Origin of the sequence: Sphingobium sp. PNB (assembly GCF_019873065.1) — a bacterium.
GTDB classification, from domain to species: domain Bacteria; phylum Pseudomonadota; class Alphaproteobacteria; order Sphingomonadales; family Sphingomonadaceae; genus Sphingobium; species Sphingobium fuliginis.
The window spans coordinates 131285-151014 of record NZ_JAINEZ010000003.1; the positions used below are offsets into that span (position 1 = coordinate 131285).

29 protein-coding genes are annotated in these 19730 nt (G+C 60.6%); 9 read left to right on the top strand and 20 right to left on the bottom strand.

Translation table 11 applies throughout. The features are described 5' to 3' along the window. Window positions 1-117: 117 nt before the first annotated feature. On the top strand, window positions 118-327 hold the full coding sequence (locus K7W03_RS02180) for a hypothetical protein (protein ID WP_044660105.1): 210 nt from the start codon (window positions 118-120) through the stop codon (window positions 325-327). A gap of 15 nt (window positions 328-342) precedes the next feature. On the opposite strand, the gene K7W03_RS02185 is transcribed toward K7W03_RS02180, so the two are convergent. From K7W03_RS02185 to K7W03_RS02195, 3 genes are all read right to left on the bottom strand, one after another. Next, entirely contained in the window at window positions 343-513 is a 171-nt protein-coding gene (locus K7W03_RS02185) for a hypothetical protein (RefSeq protein ID WP_157009761.1), read from the bottom strand. Between the two features lie 289 nt (window positions 514-802). Beyond that, complete coding sequence (locus tag K7W03_RS02190) at window positions 803-1174, bottom strand: thermonuclease family protein (RefSeq protein WP_044660103.1); 372 nt, start codon at window positions 1172-1174, stop codon at window positions 803-805. Between the two features lie 118 nt (window positions 1175-1292). After that, window positions 1293-1541 (bottom strand): helix-turn-helix domain-containing protein, encoded by a 249-nt coding sequence (locus K7W03_RS02195; protein ID WP_044660102.1) that lies wholly within the window; start codon window positions 1539-1541, stop codon window positions 1293-1295. Window positions 1542-1742: 201 nt separating this feature from the next. Between K7W03_RS02195 and K7W03_RS02200 the strand changes: the two genes are divergently transcribed. The 4 genes from K7W03_RS02200 to K7W03_RS02215 are packed head-to-tail and all read left to right on the top strand — an operon-like array spanning window position 1743 to window position 3540. Then, a complete protein-coding gene (locus tag K7W03_RS02200; RefSeq protein ID WP_137710330.1) occupies window positions 1743-2324 on the top strand; it encodes a hypothetical protein in 582 nt (193 codons plus the stop codon). 3 nt (window positions 2325-2327) lie between these two features. Next, a complete protein-coding gene (locus K7W03_RS02205; RefSeq protein ID WP_044660100.1) occupies window positions 2328-2603 on the top strand; it encodes a hypothetical protein in 276 nt (91 codons plus the stop codon). Beyond that, window positions 2597-3220 (top strand): hypothetical protein, encoded by a 624-nt coding sequence (locus tag K7W03_RS02210; protein WP_044660099.1) that lies wholly within the window; start codon window positions 2597-2599, stop codon window positions 3218-3220. The genes K7W03_RS02205 and K7W03_RS02210 overlap by 7 nt, the downstream gene beginning before the upstream one ends. A gap of 2 nt (window positions 3221-3222) precedes the next feature. After that, window positions 3223-3540: a hypothetical protein gene (locus K7W03_RS02215; RefSeq protein ID WP_137710331.1), complete on the top strand. Its 318-nt coding sequence runs from the start codon at window positions 3223-3225 to the stop codon at window positions 3538-3540. A 735-nt stretch (window positions 3541-4275) separates the two neighbouring features. On the opposite strand, the gene K7W03_RS02220 is transcribed toward K7W03_RS02215, so the two are convergent. From K7W03_RS02220 to K7W03_RS02295, 16 genes are all read right to left on the bottom strand, one after another. Further along, entirely contained in the window at window positions 4276-4488 is a 213-nt protein-coding gene (locus tag K7W03_RS02220) for a hypothetical protein (RefSeq protein WP_044660098.1), read from the bottom strand. A gap of 1 nt (window position 4489) precedes the next feature. Then, window positions 4490-4687, bottom strand: coding sequence for a hypothetical protein (locus tag K7W03_RS02225; RefSeq protein WP_222885426.1), 198 nt, complete (start codon window positions 4685-4687; stop codon window positions 4490-4492). Further along, window positions 4674-4898: a hypothetical protein gene (locus K7W03_RS02230; RefSeq protein WP_044660097.1), complete on the bottom strand. Its 225-nt coding sequence runs from the start codon at window positions 4896-4898 to the stop codon at window positions 4674-4676. Before K7W03_RS02230 ends, K7W03_RS02225 begins: the two co-directional genes overlap by 14 nt. 9 nt (window positions 4899-4907) lie before the next feature. Then, window positions 4908-5345, bottom strand: coding sequence for a hypothetical protein (locus K7W03_RS02235; RefSeq protein WP_226869628.1), 438 nt, complete (start codon window positions 5343-5345; stop codon window positions 4908-4910). Continuing rightward, window positions 5345-5956, bottom strand: coding sequence for a hypothetical protein (locus tag K7W03_RS02240; RefSeq protein WP_222885427.1), 612 nt, complete (start codon window positions 5954-5956; stop codon window positions 5345-5347). Before K7W03_RS02240 ends, K7W03_RS02235 begins: the two co-directional genes overlap by 1 nt. Continuing rightward, a complete protein-coding gene (locus tag K7W03_RS02245) occupies window positions 5953-7719 on the bottom strand; it encodes a DUF927 domain-containing protein (RefSeq protein ID WP_222885428.1) in 1767 nt (588 codons plus the stop codon). The genes K7W03_RS02240 and K7W03_RS02245 overlap by 4 nt, the downstream gene beginning before the upstream one ends. Next, on the bottom strand, window positions 7712-8518 hold the full coding sequence (locus tag K7W03_RS02250; protein ID WP_226869629.1) for a toprim domain-containing protein: 807 nt from the start codon (window positions 8516-8518) through the stop codon (window positions 7712-7714). The genes K7W03_RS02245 and K7W03_RS02250 overlap by 8 nt, the downstream gene beginning before the upstream one ends. A 98-nt stretch (window positions 8519-8616) precedes the next feature. Next, the gene (locus K7W03_RS02255; protein WP_222885429.1) at window positions 8617-8886 is read right to left on the bottom strand and encodes a transformer-2 protein homolog alpha/beta; all 270 of its coding nucleotides are present in this window, start codon (window positions 8884-8886) and stop codon (window positions 8617-8619) included. Continuing rightward, a complete protein-coding gene (locus tag K7W03_RS02260; RefSeq protein WP_222885430.1) occupies window positions 8879-9268 on the bottom strand; it encodes a hypothetical protein in 390 nt (129 codons plus the stop codon). Before K7W03_RS02260 ends, K7W03_RS02255 begins: the two co-directional genes overlap by 8 nt. A 189-nt stretch (window positions 9269-9457) precedes the next feature. Next, window positions 9458-9649: a hypothetical protein gene (locus tag K7W03_RS02265; protein ID WP_222885431.1), complete on the bottom strand. Its 192-nt coding sequence runs from the start codon at window positions 9647-9649 to the stop codon at window positions 9458-9460. Beyond that, window positions 9642-9926, bottom strand: coding sequence for a hypothetical protein (locus tag K7W03_RS02270; RefSeq protein ID WP_222885432.1), 285 nt, complete (start codon window positions 9924-9926; stop codon window positions 9642-9644). The genes K7W03_RS02265 and K7W03_RS02270 overlap by 8 nt, the downstream gene beginning before the upstream one ends. 208 nt (window positions 9927-10134) lie before the next feature. After that, complete coding sequence (locus K7W03_RS02275) at window positions 10135-10335, bottom strand: helix-turn-helix transcriptional regulator (RefSeq protein WP_044660089.1); 201 nt, start codon at window positions 10333-10335, stop codon at window positions 10135-10137. A 183-nt stretch (window positions 10336-10518) separates the two neighbouring features. Then, window positions 10519-11226: a hypothetical protein gene (locus tag K7W03_RS02280; protein ID WP_222885433.1), complete on the bottom strand. Its 708-nt coding sequence runs from the start codon at window positions 11224-11226 to the stop codon at window positions 10519-10521. Window positions 11227-11369: 143 nt separating this feature from the next. Then, window positions 11370-12710 (bottom strand): tyrosine-type recombinase/integrase, encoded by a 1341-nt coding sequence (locus tag K7W03_RS02285; protein WP_222885434.1) that lies wholly within the window; start codon window positions 12708-12710, stop codon window positions 11370-11372. A gap of 405 nt (window positions 12711-13115) precedes the next feature. Next, window positions 13116-13358 (bottom strand): hypothetical protein, encoded by a 243-nt coding sequence (locus K7W03_RS02290; RefSeq protein WP_222885435.1) that lies wholly within the window; start codon window positions 13356-13358, stop codon window positions 13116-13118. Between the two features lie 416 nt (window positions 13359-13774). Beyond that, window positions 13775-14176: a polyketide cyclase gene (locus tag K7W03_RS02295; protein WP_222885436.1), complete on the bottom strand. Its 402-nt coding sequence runs from the start codon at window positions 14174-14176 to the stop codon at window positions 13775-13777. 588 nt (window positions 14177-14764) lie between these two features. Between K7W03_RS02295 and K7W03_RS02300 the strand changes: the two genes are divergently transcribed. The 4 genes from K7W03_RS02300 (at window position 14765) to K7W03_RS02315 (ending at window position 19100) form a co-directional block, all read left to right on the top strand. Next, a complete protein-coding gene (locus tag K7W03_RS02300; protein ID WP_222885437.1) occupies window positions 14765-15109 on the top strand; it encodes a CopG family transcriptional regulator in 345 nt (114 codons plus the stop codon). Further along, window positions 15106-17049 (top strand): type IV secretion system DNA-binding domain-containing protein, encoded by a 1944-nt coding sequence (locus K7W03_RS02305; protein WP_222885438.1) that lies wholly within the window; start codon window positions 15106-15108, stop codon window positions 17047-17049. Before K7W03_RS02300 ends, K7W03_RS02305 begins: the two co-directional genes overlap by 4 nt. A 26-nt stretch (window positions 17050-17075) precedes the next feature. Then, complete coding sequence (locus tag K7W03_RS02310) at window positions 17076-17324, top strand: helix-turn-helix domain-containing protein (RefSeq protein WP_222885439.1); 249 nt, start codon at window positions 17076-17078, stop codon at window positions 17322-17324. 270 nt (window positions 17325-17594) lie between these two features. Next, window positions 17595-19100, top strand: a complete 1506-nt coding sequence (locus K7W03_RS02315) for an AAA family ATPase (protein WP_226869630.1) — start codon at window positions 17595-17597, stop codon at window positions 19098-19100. Between the two features lie 16 nt (window positions 19101-19116). On the opposite strand, the gene K7W03_RS02320 is transcribed toward K7W03_RS02315, so the two are convergent. Then, window positions 19117-19730 (bottom strand): IS3 family transposase (locus K7W03_RS02320; RefSeq protein WP_222885440.1); only part of this gene is annotated, 614 nt, incomplete at its 5' end.

Sequence of the window (19730 nt, forward strand, 5' to 3'; positions counted from 1 at the left end):
TGCCAATGCTTGGTCCGGAGAACATTGGCTCTACACCCTCGCGTTCTGGATCATCGTCGGCCTAGCCACCTGGGCTTTGTCGCGATCATCAAAGGACCGGGACGAGCAGGACGGCGCATGAATTGGCGGAAAGGCTTTAGGCGCATCGGGCTTGTACTCTTCGCCCCTATCGCTCTGTTATTCGTCATCCTGACGATGGGTCAGTTGCTTGGCGGAGCCATATTCTTGTTGGCGCACTGGCTCGAACTGCTGCTGATATTCGTGCCGCTGATCACAATCATTATGATTGTCCGTTGGGTCGCGGCTGGCTTCAAAATGAGCAGTTAGGCGAATCCAGACCGATTAGGTGATCAGGCCCGCGATCCAGTGGCCCGCCGAAAAAATGCCGATGGCAATCGCCGCAAGAGACAGGCCGAGCAGTATGGCAAACTCAATCAGTGGCCACGGGCTTTCCCGGCGTCGGGTCACAAGATCATCATGCCGGTCTTTCCAGCGGTAGCGATAGCGGCTCATTATTTCCGTGTCTCCTCGCAAACCTTGATCCCGCCCAGCCCAGGGCGAGCTTCGCACTTATACCCGCACTCGTAGTCGCCCCCATCAGGATCGGGCAGCGATCTCAGGCGACCGATCGCGGCGCTCTGGCAAAGCTCGAACGTCTTGAATCCGGCGATCTCTTCATGCTTGGTCAAGTCGTTCGCATCGGGATATATGAAGGCATCCCACTGATCTGGCCTGCTTTCGCAACCGGAGAGGAGGCAGGATAAACCAAGCGCAGCTATTAGCCGGACTTGCTTCGAACGCATCACCGGCAGTCCGCCACCAGCCGCCCACCATTGTCCCAGGCTGGCTTGTAAACTGCCAGCCCGTTCCTCAGCATCTCGCATGCGACGTTCTTCCCACCGACATAGACCTGCGCCACGGTCCTGCCGTAGCGGTCGCGGGTGACAGGCGAGATCACCACGCCCGGCGCGATCAGTCTGGCGAGTTGGGCTTTGCTCTTCTCCGGATCACCCGGCGCGCAGACCCGTCCCTTGCGGCAGTGGCCAGCCATTTCCGGAGCGTCGATTCCCAACAGCCTTACCCGCCCGATCTCGGAACAGCGCAGCGTGTCGCCATCGATCGCGGTGCAGATCGTTGGAGGCTGGTAGATGCTGATGAAGAAGGCAAGGATCATAAGTGCGGGTTGCCAAGTGCTGACGGTCCAAGGCTGATGCGGCAGTTACGCGCGCGCACGCACGCGCACGCGTTATCTGTCCGGCGACCGTGCGCCCCATAGATGTCAACTGCACCACTCATCTCTCCACACCCGCGAACCTAACACCAGCGCCACCGGACAATGACGCTTCGCCATCAGCGATGAACACCACGCCAGCCGCCTCCAGTGCGCGTTGGATCGCGGCAAGGTTGTTCGGCACCGGCACATATTTCCCGGCCTCGTAATTCTTCACGGTGGATAGGCCAACGCTGGCCGACGCCGCCAACTCAGCCTGCGTCATTCCCAAAAGGCCGCGACCGGCGCGACATGTTGCTGGTGTGATCATCAGAGGACCATGGCATCTTTTTTGGATAACATCAACTAACCGGGTTGACTGTGTGCCGTTATGGGAAGATAACCATTTTAGCTAACGAAGTCCGCTAGCGACCGAGCGGCAAGGCTGCAACCGCGCCACCCGGTCTAACTCCAACCCTGCTTAGAAGGGATTGAAGCTATGCACGAACTACACAGTTCGCGGCGCACTGTCATGCGCGCTCTGATTATCGCACCGTCTCTAATTGCGACACCTGTTGCCAGCGCCGCTACCGGGCTGGTCTGCACCCCGACCACCACACAAGACCCGGCGTGGCTGGGGCTGCTGGACGATGAGCGCGAAGCCTCCTCTGCCTACAACATGGCGCTGGAGGCGGAGGATCAGGCTTACGATCGCTATTTCGCGGCGTCGAAAGCTGCGGAGGCGAAATGGCAGGCCGCATGGGACGAGAAAGCCGGGAAGCCGCATGAATTCATCGACGCCCGGCCAGCCCACGAAACCGGCGATCTGCGCGTGACCAATGGCATTGCTGACCACAATGCATTTTGCGCCCGGATGCGCGCCGAGCGCGATACCTTGGAGGAATCTTGCGACCGGGAGAGCGGCCTTCCCGCTGCTAAAGAAGAGTGTCGGGCGGCAGGGCAGCGCCAAGGAGCAGCTATCCGGGCGATTGTTGCCTATCCTTCCCGCGATCCTGACATCATCGCCCACAAGCTGCGGCTGCTGATTGGCGAGTACGGGGATGACGAAGGCGACCTTACGCCCCTGCTGACCTCCATCGTCGGGGAGGCCTGAGCCATGCACATCGCGAACATTCATCAGGGGGCTTCGGCCCCCACCGATGGCGCACGCCCCTTTGACCCCGCCGAATGGCTGGCCCGCTATGTCGAGCTTGGCGGCGGCTACACGGTCAGCCCCGCATCCGTCTGCCTGCACTGGTCGCTGCGGATCACCGCACAGGAACGGGACGCCCTTGCCCAGCATGAGCGACCGTTGCGGCGCGACCTCACGAAGCGGGAGGCCGTCAAATCCCTCCTGCTTGCCTCCAGCCCAAAGGAGGCAATGCCATGCTGATCTATCGGCAGAACTATTCCGCCCTGGCCCATGATCGCGGTCCCGTTGCGCCGGACCCTGACATCGCATGGATTGACCAGCGCTTGAGGGAGAAGCGCGACCGGAAAACGGATGCCCCCAAGCTGGTTCCCGTCGCGCCTGCGCAGCCCGAACAGCCGCCCGTCACGCTACAGAAGCCCAAGCCGCGCCCAGCCAGATCGCAGCGAAACTATGCCGCGCCGATCCTGATGGAAATTGAGCGCTGGTTGAAGAAAGCAGGAATGCCCGCAAGCAAGTTCGGGCGCGAAGCCGTGGGGGATAGCCACCTTTTGCGCGACCTTCGCAGGGGCCGCGATCCATCCTCCCGCGTCGTCGCTCGCGTCCGGGCCTACATGAAGAAGGAGGACGAGGCGCAACAGCACAAGCCAAGACCGAAGGGTAAGGCGGTCTGTGCGCTCGACCTCATCCCCCGCATCGAAAAGGCCATAGCGGAGCGGGAGATGCTGCCAAGCCGCTTCGGGCGGAATGTCGCCAATGCACCAGACCTTATCGACAGGATCAAGTCAGGGGCAGGCATTCGGCAAGAGACGCGGGAGAAGATCGTCGCCTATCTCGCCAAGCTGGAATGGAGGCCCTGACCATGGCGAGCAAAGCACCACGCGCCAGAGCCTACCAGCCGCGCAGGAACCCCGCCACACGTCGACGCAGGGACAAGCGCCAGCCTCAACCCGTTCCGACGCTGGCGGCCCTCCTGACGGTCATTCCGAGCCTGTCCCGCCCAGAGCTTGGGCGACTGGTTCAACGGATGATCGACCACATGGACGACATGGACAGCGATCCCGATCTTGAAGATGGAGACGTGGATTATTGCCTTGCAGGAGATGACGGATGCGGGGCGGTCGTGATCGATGGTCGCACCTATTGGGGATCGAGCGTCGAGGCGATCAACGACCTCTAGCGATTGCCATCATGGCAACACCTCCGCCCCGGTTCGGAAGGATCGGGGCGTTTCCCGTTCATCGACTGAGCGATTCAATCCGAACGCACTGATTCGAATTGTCAATTTCCGCTCAGGTCACGCCGACAGGATAATCTCCCCATGCGGTACAGCCTTATCATTTTCGCCCTCGCGCTGGGCATCCTTGGCGTCGTCACTGTCGATGCCATGTTCAGCGCCGCCACCAGCATCATGCAGAGCGCGGCGGCGCAGCCGTGATAGCAGACACCCCTGACACAGCCCCGTCTATTCCATCCAATCCGAATCGATGCGGCGGGGGTAAGTGAAAGATGCGACCCGGAGGCTTACAGCCTTCTCCTTGGCCCGGCGGGAAACTGCCGGGCTTTTTTCGTGGGCAAAAGCAAAACCCCGCCTCCGGGGTAGGAGACGGGGCAGCAGGAGCAGAATGACTATAGCAGCGGGCGGGGGCCACATCGATATGGCGCACGATGTATGCCGGTCGGGCCGCCTGCAATTCCGGATTATGTCCTTCGCTGAATGGTAGAATCGGGCGGGGTGGGACATGATGCTCCTCCCTCCCCCTTGGAGGGTCCCGTAGCCCCGCATCGACCCCCTTCATGATGCGGGGCTAATCGTATTTCCACCTCTATTTTAGACGGGCACGGCTAATTTTTGCTACTTTAGCAAAGCGGCGACCGCTCTTTGATAACGGATGATTGTTTTTCACCCGTTATTTTATTCAGCGCGCACCATCGGCAATATCTCCGCTTCCGGCAGCACGCCCACCAATTCGATGCGTGTCACCAGGCCGTCTGGCTTTTGCTGCTCGCGTGCAGCCGCCTCGCTTTTCGTCAGCGTCGGCCCGCCCACAATCTCGATGATGTACGGCCCGGCATCCGCTCCCGACACAGCCTCCAAGGCGCTGATCCGCTTTTCGATATTCCCCACTTCACCCTCCTATCTGCATCGCGTGATCCACAATCTTGCGAATGATCAGCCTATCGGTTGGTGCGATCCGATCACGGCCATAGACATCTAGCGCCTCGTCTTCCGTCTGGTCGGGCTGTTGGATGATCCGCCGCCATATCGCTGGGCCAATCGGGCTTGCCTTTTCCAGCGCAGCCAACCGGCTTTTAATATTCGACATGACACCCGCCTATTTCAGACGGCAGACCCCTTGAGCGCCCATCGACCGCACCAAGAATATAATCCCATACCGCGCCCCGGTCCGCTGGGTTGCCGCTGTCGGACAGCAGCCAAGCGGAAATGTCAGCCTCTCCCGCAAACACGGCGTCCACCCGCTGCGGATCGCTATAGCCAGCCTCCAGTGCAGAGAGCCGCTTATCGAAGTTCGCCATACTCACCTCCTATTTCGCCCTGGCTTCCAATGCCGCGATCCGGGCCTCGTGATCGCCAGCCTCAACTATGGATTTGTGCGCCGTCAGCAGCGCCATGACGCGCCCCGCCTCATCCGGGGTAATCTCGCCCGCCGCGACGGACGCGAGAATGGCCGCCGACGCTTCAACAGCATCAGCAGCAGAGCGAACGGCAGGCAGTGCGATTGAGACGGGCGCGTCCTTCCGGGGAGGGGCCAGCCTGTCCAGGCACAGGCGAAGCGCAACCATGTCACCCTCCAGTGCCTTTTCGATGGCCTTGCGGGTAAGCGCCTCATGATCTTTGTCCAGCAAAGCTTCGATTGCCCGCGTGATCTTGTGGCGTGCGCCGGGGGTTTTGCCGCCGAGCGAATTGCCCTCCGCAAAAGTGCCGTCCGTATTTCGCCCGATATTTTTCGGCTGCTTTGCCATTATACCCCCAACTCCCACACCGGCACGAACTGCTGCGCCAAACAGTTCTCAAGATAGCCCCGCGCAAACCGGCTCGTCCGATCCGAGAAGGGCCAGCGATAGGTTGCGCAACTGTCATCCATGGCAACGATCCGCCCGCCATCGAGACGCCGGACCAACCCTGCGACAATGCCGCCCGCTGGATCGAAGCCGAATAGATCGATGGTCGACCAGCCCATAGCCGCCGCGCCCCTGCCGAAGTCCGCAATCAGGTTGTCGCAGTCGCGGACGATCCGCCGCCAGTGGTCAGGATCATAGCCGCCCAACGGCCTGTCAGGATCGAGGGAGGCAACGCCGCGCTCCCATTCTTCCAGCAGGAACACAGGACCATGCTTCATTTTTGGGTGTTCTTGGTGTTCTTTGTGTTCCTCTTTGTTTTTCAATGCTTTGCGTTCTTCGATTGGTGTTCCATTCCGTGTTCCAAGGTGTTCCGACTGGTGTTCCGGAACACCTGGAACACCTCGCGAAAAAGAAGGTGTTCCAGCGAAACCCACGGTTTTCTGCGGCGGAACACCGGGAACACCCGGAACACGCATATCTGGTAGGGAGTCGAGCCATTCGACCTTCATCATTCTTCTCCGAAGATGGCAGGGAGGACGATGTAGAAGCGCGATTTGCCGATGCCGGGGACAGTGACCGGGACCGAATACTTGCCCGCGCCATCGACGCCGAGGAAGCCGCGAGCAGCCAGCACGCGGGCCACCGATCCGGGGTCCATGCCTTGGCAGACTTCCCCTTTCCATGTCGCGGCCGGGATCAGATATTCCCGCCGCTCCATCGCATCGGCACGCCAGAAGCCTGCCCGGTTATAGATCGGCGCGGACGTGTCATCATGGACCGGCTGGAAGCGGGACATGCCATGCGAGATGAGAAAGGCGCGGACCTGATCGGTTGCCGCCTCATCCTCCGCCGCGCCGACGCCGCCGCGAGCAGCGAGCCAAGCGGTGAATACCTTTTTCGCCGCATCGATCGACACGCCTTCACCCCATGGCAGCACGCCAAGGCGGGCGGCGGTTTCGCCAGCAGCAGCAATCAGGCCGAAGCGGCGACAGGCCCGCGACACTTGGCCGTTGCCGCCCTTCGGCATATTGTCGGCCACGAATGCATCAATGCCTTGGCGCACACCCTGCGCGACCACATCAAGCCGACCAATGAGGCGCTCGACAAAGGCCGGTCCCGCCACCCCATAGGATTCGGCTGCACCCGCCTTGATGATCCGGGACAGGGCTTCGCCCGACGCTGCCCCATGCAGTGTTTCAAACAGGCCCAACCCTTCGCCCGCGTCCGCCTCGATGTCGAGAATGCGGACCTCCTGCCCGGCAGCGGATCGGCGGCCCCGGCCATCCGACTTTGCATGATCGCTCAGGCTGATCTCACCCGATGACAGGAAGAATGCCCGCCAGCGCTTCGCGGCCTTCGCCTCACCCGATTGCGAGGCGCGGGACTTGCCGGTCCCGTTCGCCAGCAGATAGGCCACGCTGCCCGCTTCCTTCGCGTCTAGCTGGGCCAGTTCATCCAAGATCAGCAGGGTTTCATTCGCCTGCTCGGCCAGCCCTTCCAGCCCGTTCTGGGTTGCGCGCCACTGGCGGACAAAGGAGGGCGGACCCCATACCGACGCCGCCGCAAGGAGCGTGGTGGATTTGCCGATGGATGATGGACCCCGGAAATGGACGCCGCCACCTTCCTCCCCGATAGCGGCCAGCAGCGGCCCGACGAAGGCGGAGGCGAGCGCCACGGCAATGCGGCTGTTGCCGACGCCATAGACGGCAACGGACTTCTGCCACTGACCTAGATCCCCGCTCACCCGATATTCGTGGTCGAGCGCCGCCGTGCCCTGATAGACCACAAGATGCCCATCTTCCCCGATGGTGCGATCCGGCAGAGCAAAAGCGCCATCGGTCCATCCTACCCGCGTTACGGCACGGGCGCGGTCTTCGACCCGGATCGACGCAAGGAAGGTTTGTAGCGCATTGCGGTGGCTGGTTCTGGGGCTGACATAAAGCCCGCCGTCCAGTAGGGCGGAACGGACCTCGCGACCATCGCCGGCCATCAGCGAACGGGGCAGCGACCATTGATGCTCCACCCCGTCATCGTCGCGCCAGCGCAGGAGCAGGCCCCATGCCTGACTGTTGCGGTCGCGGGTCTGCGCCACCACGCGCACCGGCCCCGCGATCTTCTCCGGACCTTCGCCGCCGTCGAAATAGAGGCCATCAGGCTTGATATGATAGCCGCTGGGGAGTTTCGGCTCCCGCTTCGACCCGATGTTGATGGCGTCGGCCAGCGCCGCGTCATCCTTCATGTCCGCCATGTCCATGGCAGTTGCGACCTTAGCCATTATTGCTGTCCTCCCGAACCGGAAGCGCCACACGTCCACCAACTGCCTGAGCAGCGGCGCGGGCAGCCTCCAGCCCCACATTTGCCTTGATTGTCGGATGGTCGATCAGGTGCGCGTCATCGTCCGCGAGGATCACCAAATCGCAGTCAGGATATGCGGCCTGCATCTCCAGTGCGGTTGCCGTCAGGTTCTTCGCGGAGAAGCCGACCGCCACCGCATGCCCCGTTGCCCGGCGTGCTGCGGCACAGGTGGCGAAGCCTTCCCCGACCATCAACACCGCGTCAGGATGCCCGATCAGGGAGAACAGGCCCGCTTGCCTGCCGCCCTTGGCAAAGCGCTTCGAACCATCGGGCGCGATGGCTTGGAGGTTCCACAGCACCCCGCCAGCATCGAACATCGGCACCAGCAGGCGCTTGCCTTCCTGACGCAGCCCTTCACCCGATACCCGCTTGCGGATCAGATAGGGGTGGTTGGGATCGGCGCTTTTCGCATTGGCCCATCGGCCCCGGCATTGCTCCGCCGCCTCGCCCTGTTCGGCCAGCTTGGCGGCATCCCGCTTCGCCTTCTCTGCGCAGTAACGAGCGGCACGCTCCCGGCGCTCCTGTGGCGTCAGGCGCTCGACTGTACCAGCGCGCCACCGTTCCGATATTTGCAGCCGATAATTGCCGAACGCCCCGGCTGGGGTGGCATCCATATGCAGGATCGCCCAGCCATTGCGCTTGCCCTTGCCGTCACCGTCGCAAGCGAAGCGGATCAGGTCAGAGCCAAGGCGATCCGCGATAGGTTCGGCGGGACGCATCCCTGCCGCTTCCATGGCCGATAGGAAGGCCGCGACCGTATCTTGTTCCATTGGGGCGGAACGATAACGACGCGGCTCGCCGTGGGAAAATGCCCCCGTCATTCCACACCTCCCGCGATATGGGCCAGGATCGCATCAGGGATATAAACCTCTGCTTTCCCGTCCAATTCCTCGCGGTTCAGCCGGTGGGCGGCGCCTATGGCCGCCTCCGCGCTATCGAAGGTTGCGAAATATCCCCAGCTATTCCCGGAGCGGCTTTCGTGCCCGATCTCGAAATGCTGGGGGTTCCCCATCCAGATATGAATGGTTCCGCCCGCCGCAGGATCTTGCGCTGCATCGGGACGGAAGAAGGCGACGACATCACCCATGGGCCGCCTCCATCTTCGGAGCCAATTCTCGGATCACCCAGACCACCGCCCTCTTGCGGCTGGAGGGATTCACCCGACGCTTGCCGCTATCGGCAATCAGGCCCTTCGCCTTCAGTTCCGAAAAGCGGGGCTGGACGGACACGCGACTTTCGGCAAGCAAATCCGCCGCCTCTTCCGGGGTCAGCCCATTAGTGCCACGGCCCTTCACCGCATCGAACACTCGACGCTGTAGGCCGCCCAGCCTTCCATTGATCGCTTCAGCGGCTTCCCGGCCCGTTTCCGCCGATCCCTTGAAGCCAGCATTGTTCGGATAGACATGGCCGGGAGAGGAATAGCCGCCTGCACGGCTTGCATGGAATTCACGGTCGAACAGATCAGACATTTTCATCTCCCGCGACAGGAGGAAGCCCGGCCCGGTCCAGCAGCTTGGCAAGCCATTCAGCCTGCTTTCTCGACAGCGGGGTATGATCAACGACGCATTGCCCCAAGAAGGAACCGGAACGGCGACTGAATCGCCCGTCACTGTTCAGGAGAGCCAACGCGGCTGCGCTATGGTCTATGAAGGGTGCCATTATTCCGCTCCCCCTTCCGCCGTCTGGTCGATGACAGGCCAGCCATGGGCGGCGTGCCGGGCATCGGCACAGCGCTTGGCTTCGCCGTGCTGACGAAACTCAAGGCTGGGCCAGGAAACCATGCGCGGCTCAAAGCTGACGATGAAGCGGCCACCGATGGCGGCCTTGGCGATGACGATACGGTCAGGCATTGTCAGCGCCTCTTTCACCGCGAAGGAATGACCCAGCGGCGGCCGATGCTTCCCGTTCACGCTTCGCCATAACAACGAGCATGCCGCCGATACCGGCCAGCATGGCAGCATCCTCAAGGCCGATCTTGCCGCGATGATCGGCAAGGAACTGCGCAAGTTGCTGGGCGGAATTGAGCCAGAAGCCCGACACATCCCAACCATCCGGAAGGACAATTTCATGCAGCATGATCGACAGCATTTCCGCTGCTTCGGGCGTGACCAATATGGGATTAGGCATGACGACCCTCCCCGAAATGGAGGGACAGGATCAGGTCGCCAACGCTGGGCGAAACGTGGTGGCGCTGCATCAGCAGTTGCGCCCGCCAGTCTGAACCCTTATCCTTGCTGCTGTCGTGGTTGACGAAATTTGCGGGGCTGGGAATGTGGCGTTCCCGGCCCCTTTTCTTTCCGGCGCTATCGGCGCGCCGTGCCGTCACCAGCGGCATTCAGGCAGCGGCCTGCGAAGTGGATTCCAGAACATGCTGGCTGGCCCACGCGTCCAGGTCCTTGACCGCATAGGTGACGATCTTGGAACCGAGGCGACGGAATGCTGGCCCGGTGCCCTCAATGCGCTTCCGTTCCAGGGTGCTTTTGCCGATGCCAAGATACTTCGCGGCATCAGGCGTGCGAAGATATGCCTGCGTCATAATCGATCCTTCGCCCAGATCATGACCAGCGAAATTGCGTGGTTACGTCTGAGGTCGGATGACGATCTGCTGCCAGAATTTCGGGCTGCGGAGAGGGTAACGGGGTAACCCCCAGGCCACTGGGTTATGCCAAATTGGGGGTTACCCCTATGTCAAACCCGCAGAAAACCGTTGATTGAGGGGTTACCCTCCCTTCATGCTTTGGTCGGAAATTTCCCGGATGAAGGTCGCCATCACCCCATGGGCGGTTTCACCTAAAGCGGTCAGCCCTTTGTCGGGTCGCCACGCTGCTTTCTCCGCCTTCCTATTAGGATCACCGGCATAGGGGTTGCATTGCAGGCCGAAGCGCGGGGCAATCTCCTCTATGGCGCGTTCAACTTCGATTTTCTTCGGCTGGGGGCGCTGTCTGAGTCTGTCGCCAAACTGCTCGATCACCGCCAGCATGAGTTTCATGTAGGGCGATAGGTGCAGCCCTTCGGCCGTCGATGGAACGGCAATTTCTGGTTCGCGGATCAGCGCCAGCCTCGCCATCAGTTCATCGCGGCCTATGAAAAGGAAGTAGCCGCCAATCTGGCCCGCCGAGAATGCAGCGTCGTGCGCGGCCTTTCCGAACCAATGGCCCTGCTCCACCTTCAGCATTCGCCCGGACTTAAGTGTGAACGCAGCAACCCGACTATTACGTAACTCATCTCCGAACCATTCGATTGCGGCACTCACGCGCTTATGAGCATTCCAATTCCCTTGCCATTTTTTAGCCTCACGGTCCCAAAAGGCGTCATCTTCTTTCACCGGACTGCGGGCTTCGGCCCGCACCATCCCGGGCGGCCTTTGTGGCACCAACGCGAGAAGATCATAAAACGACCATTCATCACCATGGAGCGCTTTACCCACCTCTATTAGCGCCTGCCAGCAATAGAGATATTCGTCAGATGCTACCGGCCATGACGAGGCGTCCGACGATATTGGGATATTTAGCAGGCGCCCGCCATAGCAGGACCGAGTAGGGTCTTGCGGAGGCGTGATGCTAACCCCCCTCATGCTTGCCGCCTCGCCAGGTCAATGACATTCGCCGGGCTGGCCTGTCGTGCTGCCAGTGTTTTCACCAGCTTACCCCACGCGGTAAGCGCCTCCGCCTTTTCGTCTTGGAAGCGGTAGACCTGATAGACGCCGACGATCCCGTCGCGGGTGCCGGATCGGTGATTCAGAATTTCCTCTGTGACTTCGACCGGAACGCCGAGCTTCTGACAGCCCACGGCGAGCGTTCGGCGCAAGTCGTGGAAGCGCCAGTCCTTTAACTGCACCTTCTCGACATCGCTCCCGGCCACCCGGGCGACTTCCTGCATCTGCGCTAATATGGTTGCGTCCAACTTGGCCTTTGGTTTCGAGAAGGCGGTTAGGGCCGTTCCACTCGATGACGGGAACACAAGGTCATGGTCATTCTTGATCTTCGGCAGATCGGTTATGATTGCCAAGGCTTCGGGGCTTAGTGGGACAAGAGTTGTCTGGCCGTTCTTTGTCCGCTCGCCAGGGATGAGCCACGTCGCGGCTTTCAGGTCCAGTTCCTTCCATTCCATATGTGCCACTTCGCGGAGGCGCTGGCCTGTCAGGATCAGGAGGCGAATGATCGGGAGGAACGGCCAGCCCATACCGCCCGCAGCCTGCCACACCCCTGCAAGTTCATCGTCCGCAAGATGGCGCTCGCGCTTCGCGACCGTGCCGGGGCGCTGCACATCGGACAGCGGCGATTGCGCGGCCTTATAATGCCTCTTCTCCTTTTCCAGCGCATAGACGTCGATAGCCCGCAGGACATTGTATGCGCGCAGGGCGGTGGACGATCCGCGCTCTCCGATCTGGTCCAGCAGATCGGAAATGTCCGCCGATGCGATGGAGGGGAGGGGGGTAGAACCAAAAGCCGGTTTCAGGTCGCGGGCGATCACGCCCTCATACTCTTTCCAGCGCTTGATGTTCTTCTTCGCATAGCCGCTGATGAAATTGTCCGCGATGGTATCGAAGGCGAGGCGGCTCAACACGACTTTCTGCGCCGCCCTACTCTCCTTCTCTGCCTTCGCTGTTTCGACCTTCTCCCGCTCAGTGTCGAAGGGATCGACCTTGCGTCGTACCTGTTCCAGCAATTCGGAGGCCCGGTTGCGTGCCGTCTCCGGCGTCCATGGCGATCCATGCTTCCCGATGGTCACGCGGCGGGTAGGATTGCCGCGTCCGCCGATCCGATATTGCAGGATATAGGACCGTGCGCCCTTGTCCGTCACCATCAGGCCGAAGCCCTTTAGGCTGTCGTCCCATAGGTGGCTGCGCTTGCCGGTCGCGGGCACCGGCACCGCATCGACAGCCCTTTTCGTGATCTTCCCTGTTGCCATGGGCTTATCTCCATCTGGATAAGCACAGGAATATCACGCTGGCGGTTGCATGTGAATACGTCTGAGGACGAATGACGAAACACTACGGGAACACCTAAGAAACAGAAGCGATACGCGATGGCGTATGATTGCGCTTGACTATACCGAACCTCTTATTCGTAATGCGAGGGTCACGTGTTCGAGTCACGTAAGCGGCACCAGAGCCTCTAAAAGGCCTGGAATTCTCAGGAAAACACGGATTTCTGCGGTTTCTTTGCCCGCCAAGGTACATGGCGTAGGTACAAGGAAACTGCTATGGGCTTGCTCGTGAAGCACATCCAGGAACATCGTGGAGGCAGAAAATCCTTCCGCCGTCAATACCCACCGCATCTCCGTCCTTACCTCTCAGGCACTCAGTTGAGGGTCTCACTGGGCCATGCTGATTCGCCTGACTTTCACGAGCGTTACGCTAAAGCCGCCCGCCAGTGGGACGATGATGTCGCTCTTGCCCAAAGGAAGCACGCGGGGGCCTTTGATGTGCTCGATGCCCCCATGCTGGCGTTCCTGGGGAAGCTGTTCGAGGTCGAGTGGCTCCAGAGTGAAGATGCCGCTCGCAAGGAAGGCCGTGCCGACTGGGCAAGCCGCGTAGAGGGTGGATGGGAAGCCCACCTAGACGACTTCCGCCGCTGGTACGCCGAGGCAGACGCTGAAGCGGCTGAGGAGTTCTGGGGAAACAGCGCCCGTAAGCTTCTGGACGCTCAAGGGCTCGTCCTGGACAAGACGGACGATGATCAATTCGGTAGACTCTGTCTGGAGTTGAACGAGGCAGCGCTCAGGGTCAGCGAAGTGTCCCTTGCCCGCCTGCGGGGTACGCCTCCAAGGCAGGCTCGACGATCGACGGCGTCCTCGCGCTCGCCAACGGGGACGCGACGGCCGACAACATTGCGGCGGCAAGCGCCTACGCAGACAATCCGTATGTGAGCGGCCAGATCGACGCGGTAAACCGGGATGTCGGTAGGTCCCTTGCTGAAGTGACCCTTCCAGGCATCGACAGGTCCGCATCGGGCACCGGCAACCTCAATAGCTCACGGGCAGCTCATCACATATGTCTTGAGCGCCCGCAGGTCGCGGGTGATCCACTTGGCGTCGCGCGCGAAATCCTCGTCGGTCATGCCGGGCTGACGAAACAGCGTCAGCATGACTTCCGCGCCCTCGCCATTGGCGATAACCCGCAGCGGAATATGGACCTCCTGTCCGTCCCCCGTCTCGACGAAATGGTCCATCACCCCATGGTCGTTATGGGGCGTGAAGCGGATCTTGACCGGACCTTCGGGACCATCGGCAAGCCATCCGGTCCCGCTCCGGCGAAGATCGGACTCGGTGAGGCCCGACGCCCATTTGGGGAATATCTCCGGTCGCCAGATCGCTTCATAGAGCGCCTGCCAGTTGCGATCGATCGATATGCTGTAGGCGCGCGCGGGAAGCATGATGCCATCTCCTTTATGGAACGGGCGCTGTAGCCCCTCAGTCGATTTCTGTCATCGGCGGCAGGCCGAGCCCGCGCGGCAAATGCCGATCCATTTGCCGGGTGAACCAACTCGCGACTCGATGACCAGGTTGGGCCGCCTTCGGCCGATTCGAGCGGGCGCATTCGCAAAGCTCATGCGAAGATCGGACGCACGCCCGATGGGCGTAGTGTAATGCACCCCACGCACGCGTGCTGCGGCAATTAATGACGCAATACCAATATGTTATGTGGTATGACCGGTCATACCGCGACCCCGCTTTGCGTCATACCGGAGTGACGCCGACCGAGAATAATCGGCATAATCCATTGATATAAAGCGAGATTGTTCGGTCATACCGGTCATATTCGGCGAGATTTTTGGTCGCTTGGATGGCGGTCGCGGTTGGCACAGACCAATCATCAGCGCGCCATGCCAAGCGGCATATATGTGCCGATTTCGGCGCACGAATGCCGATGGCGGCACGTCAGTGCCCTGGCCGATGCGCAGCTTTCCAGCTTGAGTTACAGCCGTCCATGGCGGGCAGACCATCAAGGATGGAATGCCTATATGCGAACCCTCTCCATCAAGATCGACGATGCGCTGCATCGACGGCTCAGCATTCGCGCCCTTGGCGCCAATCTCACCATGTCGGAATTCGTGCGGCCCCTGATCGAGGAGGCCGCCTATCCCGGAAACCGCTATGTGCACAGCAGCCAGGATGAACTGCTCAGCATCGCCATCCAGACCTTTGCCCTCCTCGCCGCGCTCGCCACGGAAAGCTCGCCGCAGGTCGCAGACCGGGGGATGGCCGATGCCCGCAATCTCCTCCGGGAGAGGGGCCTGCTCGATCCTGCCAAGGACCCGATGGCGCCAGCCGGCCGGGTCGATGTCGATCGGGAGGACGAGCAATGAGCATCTTCCGCAACGACACCCTTGGCTCCTGGACAAGGGGCGGTCAGGCCATTGTCCATAATGTGCGGATGACCACCCAGGTCTTCTTCCAGACGGTGATGGCGGGACTGGTCATCTGGATGATCGGAATCGTCTGGTATGTCCTCGAGGCACTGGGCGATTATGAGCGCTATGTGCTGCTCAAGATCGCCGAGGCGACCCTGCGCGGCAATGTGCCGGGCGATGCCCCGATCCTGTTCAGGACAGCGGAGGGGCGTTCCTACTGGACCAGCGGCGACGCGCTGATGGGGTCGGGCATCGCGCACAAGGCGCTCGCGGCGCTGGAGCATCATGCCGTCTGGGGGGCGATTGTCTCGGGCGGCTTTACCCTGTTTATGCTGCTGATCGCCTGGTTCGTCTTCACCCGGACCGGGCGCGGCCTTGGCTCCAACGAATATCTGCGCGGGGCGCGGATCGCCGGGCAGAGTGACCTGCGCCGGGAGCTGTTCTGGAAGCGGAAGGGGCCACTGCGGATCGGCAAGGTTAGGGTTCCCGCTGCCTTCGAGGCCGAGCATATATTGGTGAGCGGCGCCCCCGGTACGGGCAAGACCAATATCCTCAACCGGATGCTGATGGGTATTCGCGCGGAGGGAAAGCGGGCGATTGTCTATGACACTGCCGGCACCTTCGTCGAGCGCTTCTATCGGCCCGGCAAGGATATCATCCTCAATCCGCTCGATGAGCGATCCTATGCCTGGACCCCCTGGGCCGACACCCCGCGCGACTATCATTATGACCAGATGGCGGAGTCCACCATCCCCGATCAGGGCAAGGATCCGTTCTGGGCGCGGGCGGCGCGGGGGACCATGGTCGCGGTCATGCGCAAGCTGGTCGCGCAGAAGCGGATGCTGGTCTCCGCCATGCTCGATATCCTCGTGCGCTCGGATCTCAAGACCCTCGCAAACTTCGTCGCGGGGACCAATGGCGCGGCCTTCGTGTCGGTCGAGGGCGAGCGGACGTCGGCCGGCATCCAGGCCGAACTCGCCTCGGTGCTGCGCAGCTTCGCCTATCTCGATGATGTCGAAAAGGGGCTGTCGATCCGCGACTGGGTGATGGACGAGAAGGATGATGGCTGGCTGTTCATCACCGTAAAGACCGATCAGTTGCCGACGCTGCGGCCCCTGATCACGGTCTGGCTCGACATCGCCATTTCCGCGATCATGAGCATGGCGCCGGATCGCAAACGGCGGCTCTATTGCGTCATCGACGAACTGCCCTCGCTCCAGAAGCTGCCGTCGCTTGGCGACTTCCTCGCCCGTGCCCGCAAATATGGTGGCTGCGGCATATTGGGGTTCCAGAGCTATCCCCAGCTGGAGGCCACCTATGGGGCGCAGGAGGCGGCGGCCATCACTGGCTATTGCTCCACCTGGGTGGCATTGCGGGCCAATGACCGGGGGACCGCACGGCTGGTCTCCGAGAATCTGGGTCAGGTCGAGCAGATCGAGGCCAATGAGGGCATGTCCTATGGGGTCAATGACATGCGCGACGGGGTCAATCTCTCGCGGGTACAGGTGACCCGGCCGCTGGTCATGCCGACCGAAGTCATGAACCTTCCCAACCTCACCGGCTATCTGCGGTTCGGGCGCGATCTGCCCGTCATCCGGTTCAGGGATCGATACCTCAAGGAGGAAGCGGTCGAGGTCGCCTTTGTCGAGCGTCGGGCGCCGCCGGTCAGGTTCGGTGAACAGAGGGCGGTCAACGCAGACAACAAAGAGGTGCCCAGCGACGCTCCGACCATGGGCGCGGTCGATCGCGATGCCGACAGCGCCGCGACAAATCCCGCAACCAATCCCGAGTCCGGCCAAAGCGACGCGCGGCGAAGCGCTTTGCCCCTGATGGGATACAGCATCCAATCTGTCAGCAGACCCAATGGCCCGAGCCGGTTGGCCAATCCCGCCTGACATTTCCAGCATCGAGGAAGAGCAACATGGTTCATGTGATCAAGACGCGGCGCGGTTCGATACACAATACCGCGGAGGAGCCGCAGGCCGTTGACATCCCGCAGCCCGATCCGCTCACCGTGCGCATTCCGGCGGCGATCAGAATGACCGGCATCGGACGGTCGAAGCTTTATGAACTGATCCAGTCCGGCGACATCGAGATCGTGAAGATCGGAGCGGCGACGCTCATTCCCGTCGACAGCCTGCGTCAGTTGATCAATCGGAACAGGAGGTGATTGGCCATCGTCTCGGAGAACGGCATCGCCGGATCTGTTTTTTGGTTTGGGACAAATGCGGCGTGGCCGTTTTCCGGCAATGGGACATTCGCGACTGTCGGGTTCGGAACCCCACAGCGTCGAATCCGGCCATCGAACGGGAGCGGGCGGACGTCCGTTCGCGCCGCCAAAGCAGCCGTCGCGAGGGGCGTTTGATGGGAGGAAGACGGCAGCCGCGGTTGGCGCAGACGCCGCTTGCAAGCGGCCCGATATTGATGATTAGATCAGACCATGCTGATCAAAAAAATCACAATCGAGAACGTTCGCAGCTTCCTGGACCGCCGCCAAATGTCGTTCGACGGGCCAATTTCTATCATCATCGGCCCAAATGGGGGCGGGAAAACCAACCTTCTTGATGTCGTGAATACGATGCTCAGACGGTATTTGTTTGCGACGCGGTACTTCACTCAGACGCATGATGCTGAGCAGCAGGTCCAATGGGAGTTGCGCTACAATGACCAGTTGAACCAGATGCGGCTTGAAAGGCACAGCTCAGGCCGTTCGCTCCCGCAGTTCGTCGCCATCGAAATCGAGGTGTCCCAGAACGATCTCGACAATATGCGCCTCATCCAAAATGACGCCGAGGAGCTGAGAGGGGCATCGAAAAAGCGTTTTGTACATAACCCGTGGGACGGCGTGGCCGCCTGGCAAATCGACGACATTCCCGCTGGTCAGAGGCTCACGTATGTCTGGCAAGATGGAGCTTTTCAGGCTCCGGCCACACAGCAGGCGAGTCATTTTCTCCAGTATCTGCAAGTGTTTGAACTCGATAACGACGTGCGCGCCGAACTTGGGAAAGACACGCTCAAACTTTCAATGATTTATTTGCCAGTGAACCGATCAGCCAGCGGATTTCAGGGGTCTATCGGTCTGGCAGGATACAATGATTACGAGCAAAAGCGATCTCTGGATGCGATAAGCTCCCGCAACGCGGGCAACATCATATCACTTGCGATCGGGCGTCTGGCCAGAAAATACCGCCTGCTTCAGGAGGATGACAACACCAGCGCAAAGGAAAAATTCCGTTCCGATGAAAATTTGAAGGAGCTTTCAAAGGCGCTGAAGGAAATAGGTTATGATTGGGAGCTGACTTGCACAGATGCCATGAACAACACCTATGATATCACTCTTAAGAAGCAGGGCACATCCTTTCTTGTAAGTGCAGCATCTTCAGGCGAGAAGGAGCTTCTAACTTATCTTTTTGCAATATATGCCCTGAATGTTCGTGATGCCCTGATAATCGTGGATGAACCTGAACTTCATTTGCATCCTCGCTGGCAAAATACGCTTTTTGGATTGTTTGAGCGTCTGGCGAAAAGCACCGGCAACCAGTTTGTTCTCGCCACCCATTCTCCGACCTTCATATCACCAGCGTCGATCCAATATGTATCACGCGTTTATATAGAGGATCAGAAGAGTAACATTCTCCGCTTGAATTCCTCGGGCCTACCTAACGCAAAACATCTTTTCAATGTCGTAAACAGTCAGAACAACGAGCGCATATTCTTCACAGATAAAGTTGTTCTCGTTGAGGGACTTTCCGATCAGATTTTTTTCGAGAAAGTTCTCAATATCGTCGCGAATAAGGCGGGCATTATTCGGGATTCCTCCCTTGAAATTGTCAGCGTCGGAGGAAAGGGACTATTTCCGGCTTACAGGCAGCTTCTGGGCGCATGCCATGTGGGTTCCGCAATTGTTGCCGACCTAGACTATGTTGAACATGACCTGACCCCCTGATTTCCACCAGCGCGGATTAGAGGCTGGCAGCTTTGTTGCGCATGAGCGCGGGTTGAGCAATGGCCTGCGCAGCGGAGCCCGTAGGGCGTAGCGAAGCAGGCCATTGCTTATGCAGTTCAGCGGCGAAGGCCGCAGGGGTTTCGTATCCAAGGGATGAGTGCGGCCTCTCCTGGTTGTAATCCTCTGCCCAAGCGGCGATCACCACCCGGGCATGGTCCAGGCTCAGGAACAGGGTCTCGTTGAGCAGCTCGTCGCGCATCCGACCGTTGAAGCTCTCGACGTAACCATTCTGCATCGGCTTGCCCGGGGCGATATAGTGCCACTCCACCCCGACTTCCCCGCACCAGGCGAGGACGGCGTTCGAGGTCAGCTCGGTGCCATTGTCGCTGACAATCATCCCAGGTTTGCCGCGTTCGGCGATCAGCTCGCTGAGCTCGCGCACCACCCGACGCCCCGAGATCGAAGTGTCCGGCACCGCGCGCAGGCACTCGCGGGTTACATCATCGACGATGTTGAGCACCCGGAACCGGCGTCCCGTAGCCAGCTGATCATGGACGAAGTCCAGGCTCCATCGCTGGTTGGGTAGCGCCAGAACCGGAGCCGGTGCCCGTGCGCCGATGGCACGACGCC

Coding starts and splice junctions, on each gene's coding strand:
- K7W03_RS02255 (WP_222885429.1), bottom strand. CDS start 8,886: ATGGGTGATGTCGTCGCCTTCTTCCGTCCCGATGCAGCGCAAGATCCT.
- K7W03_RS02270 (WP_222885432.1), bottom strand. CDS start 9,926: ATGCCTAATCCCATATTGGTCACGCCCGAAGCAGCGGAAATGCTGTCG.
- K7W03_RS02190 (WP_044660103.1), bottom strand. CDS start 1,174: ATGATCCTTGCCTTCTTCATCAGCATCTACCAGCCTCCAACGATCTGC.
- K7W03_RS02240 (WP_222885427.1), bottom strand. CDS start 5,956: ATGATGAAGGTCGAATGGCTCGACTCCCTACCAGATATGCGTGTTCCG.
- K7W03_RS02265 (WP_222885431.1), bottom strand. CDS start 9,649: ATGCCTGACCGTATCGTCATCGCCAAGGCCGCCATCGGTGGCCGCTTC.
- K7W03_RS02310 (WP_222885439.1), top strand. CDS start 17,076: ATGGTTCATGTGATCAAGACGCGGCGCGGTTCGATACACAATACCGCG.
- K7W03_RS02295 (WP_222885436.1), bottom strand. CDS start 14,176: ATGCTTCCCGCGCGCGCCTACAGCATATCGATCGATCGCAACTGGCAG.
- K7W03_RS02200 (WP_137710330.1), top strand. CDS start 1,743: ATGCGCGCTCTGATTATCGCACCGTCTCTAATTGCGACACCTGTTGCC.
- K7W03_RS02315 (WP_226869630.1), top strand. CDS start 17,595: ATGCTGATCAAAAAAATCACAATCGAGAACGTTCGCAGCTTCCTGGAC.
- K7W03_RS02305 (WP_222885438.1), top strand. CDS start 15,106: ATGAGCATCTTCCGCAACGACACCCTTGGCTCCTGGACAAGGGGCGGT.
- K7W03_RS02260 (WP_222885430.1), bottom strand. CDS start 9,268: ATGTCTGATCTGTTCGACCGTGAATTCCATGCAAGCCGTGCAGGCGGC.
- K7W03_RS02245 (WP_222885428.1), bottom strand. CDS start 7,719: ATGGCTAAGGTCGCAACTGCCATGGACATGGCGGACATGAAGGATGAC.
- K7W03_RS02180 (WP_044660105.1), top strand. CDS start 118: ATGAATTGGCGGAAAGGCTTTAGGCGCATCGGGCTTGTACTCTTCGCC.
- K7W03_RS02300 (WP_222885437.1), top strand. CDS start 14,765: ATGCGAACCCTCTCCATCAAGATCGACGATGCGCTGCATCGACGGCTC.
- K7W03_RS02215 (WP_137710331.1), top strand. CDS start 3,223: ATGGCGAGCAAAGCACCACGCGCCAGAGCCTACCAGCCGCGCAGGAAC.
- K7W03_RS02275 (WP_044660089.1), bottom strand. CDS start 10,335: ATGACGCAGGCATATCTTCGCACGCCTGATGCCGCGAAGTATCTTGGC.
- K7W03_RS02250 (WP_226869629.1), bottom strand. CDS start 8,518: ATGCGTCCCGCCGAACCTATCGCGGATCGCCTTGGCTCTGACCTGATC.
- K7W03_RS02230 (WP_044660097.1), bottom strand. CDS start 4,898: ATGGCGAACTTCGATAAGCGGCTCTCTGCACTGGAGGCTGGCTATAGC.
- K7W03_RS02225 (WP_222885426.1), bottom strand. CDS start 4,687: ATGTCGAATATTAAAAGCCGGTTGGCTGCGCTGGAAAAGGCAAGCCCG.
- K7W03_RS02195 (WP_044660102.1), bottom strand. CDS start 1,541: ATGATCACACCAGCAACATGTCGCGCCGGTCGCGGCCTTTTGGGAATG.
- K7W03_RS02205 (WP_044660100.1), top strand. CDS start 2,328: ATGCACATCGCGAACATTCATCAGGGGGCTTCGGCCCCCACCGATGGC.
- K7W03_RS02235 (WP_226869628.1), bottom strand. CDS start 5,345: ATGGCAAAGCAGCCGAAAAATATCGGGCGAAATACGGACGGCACTTTT.
- K7W03_RS02210 (WP_044660099.1), top strand. CDS start 2,597: ATGCTGATCTATCGGCAGAACTATTCCGCCCTGGCCCATGATCGCGGT.
- K7W03_RS02185 (WP_157009761.1), bottom strand. CDS start 513: ATGAGCCGCTATCGCTACCGCTGGAAAGACCGGCATGATGATCTTGTG.
- K7W03_RS02285 (WP_222885434.1), bottom strand. CDS start 12,710: ATGGCAACAGGGAAGATCACGAAAAGGGCTGTCGATGCGGTGCCGGTG.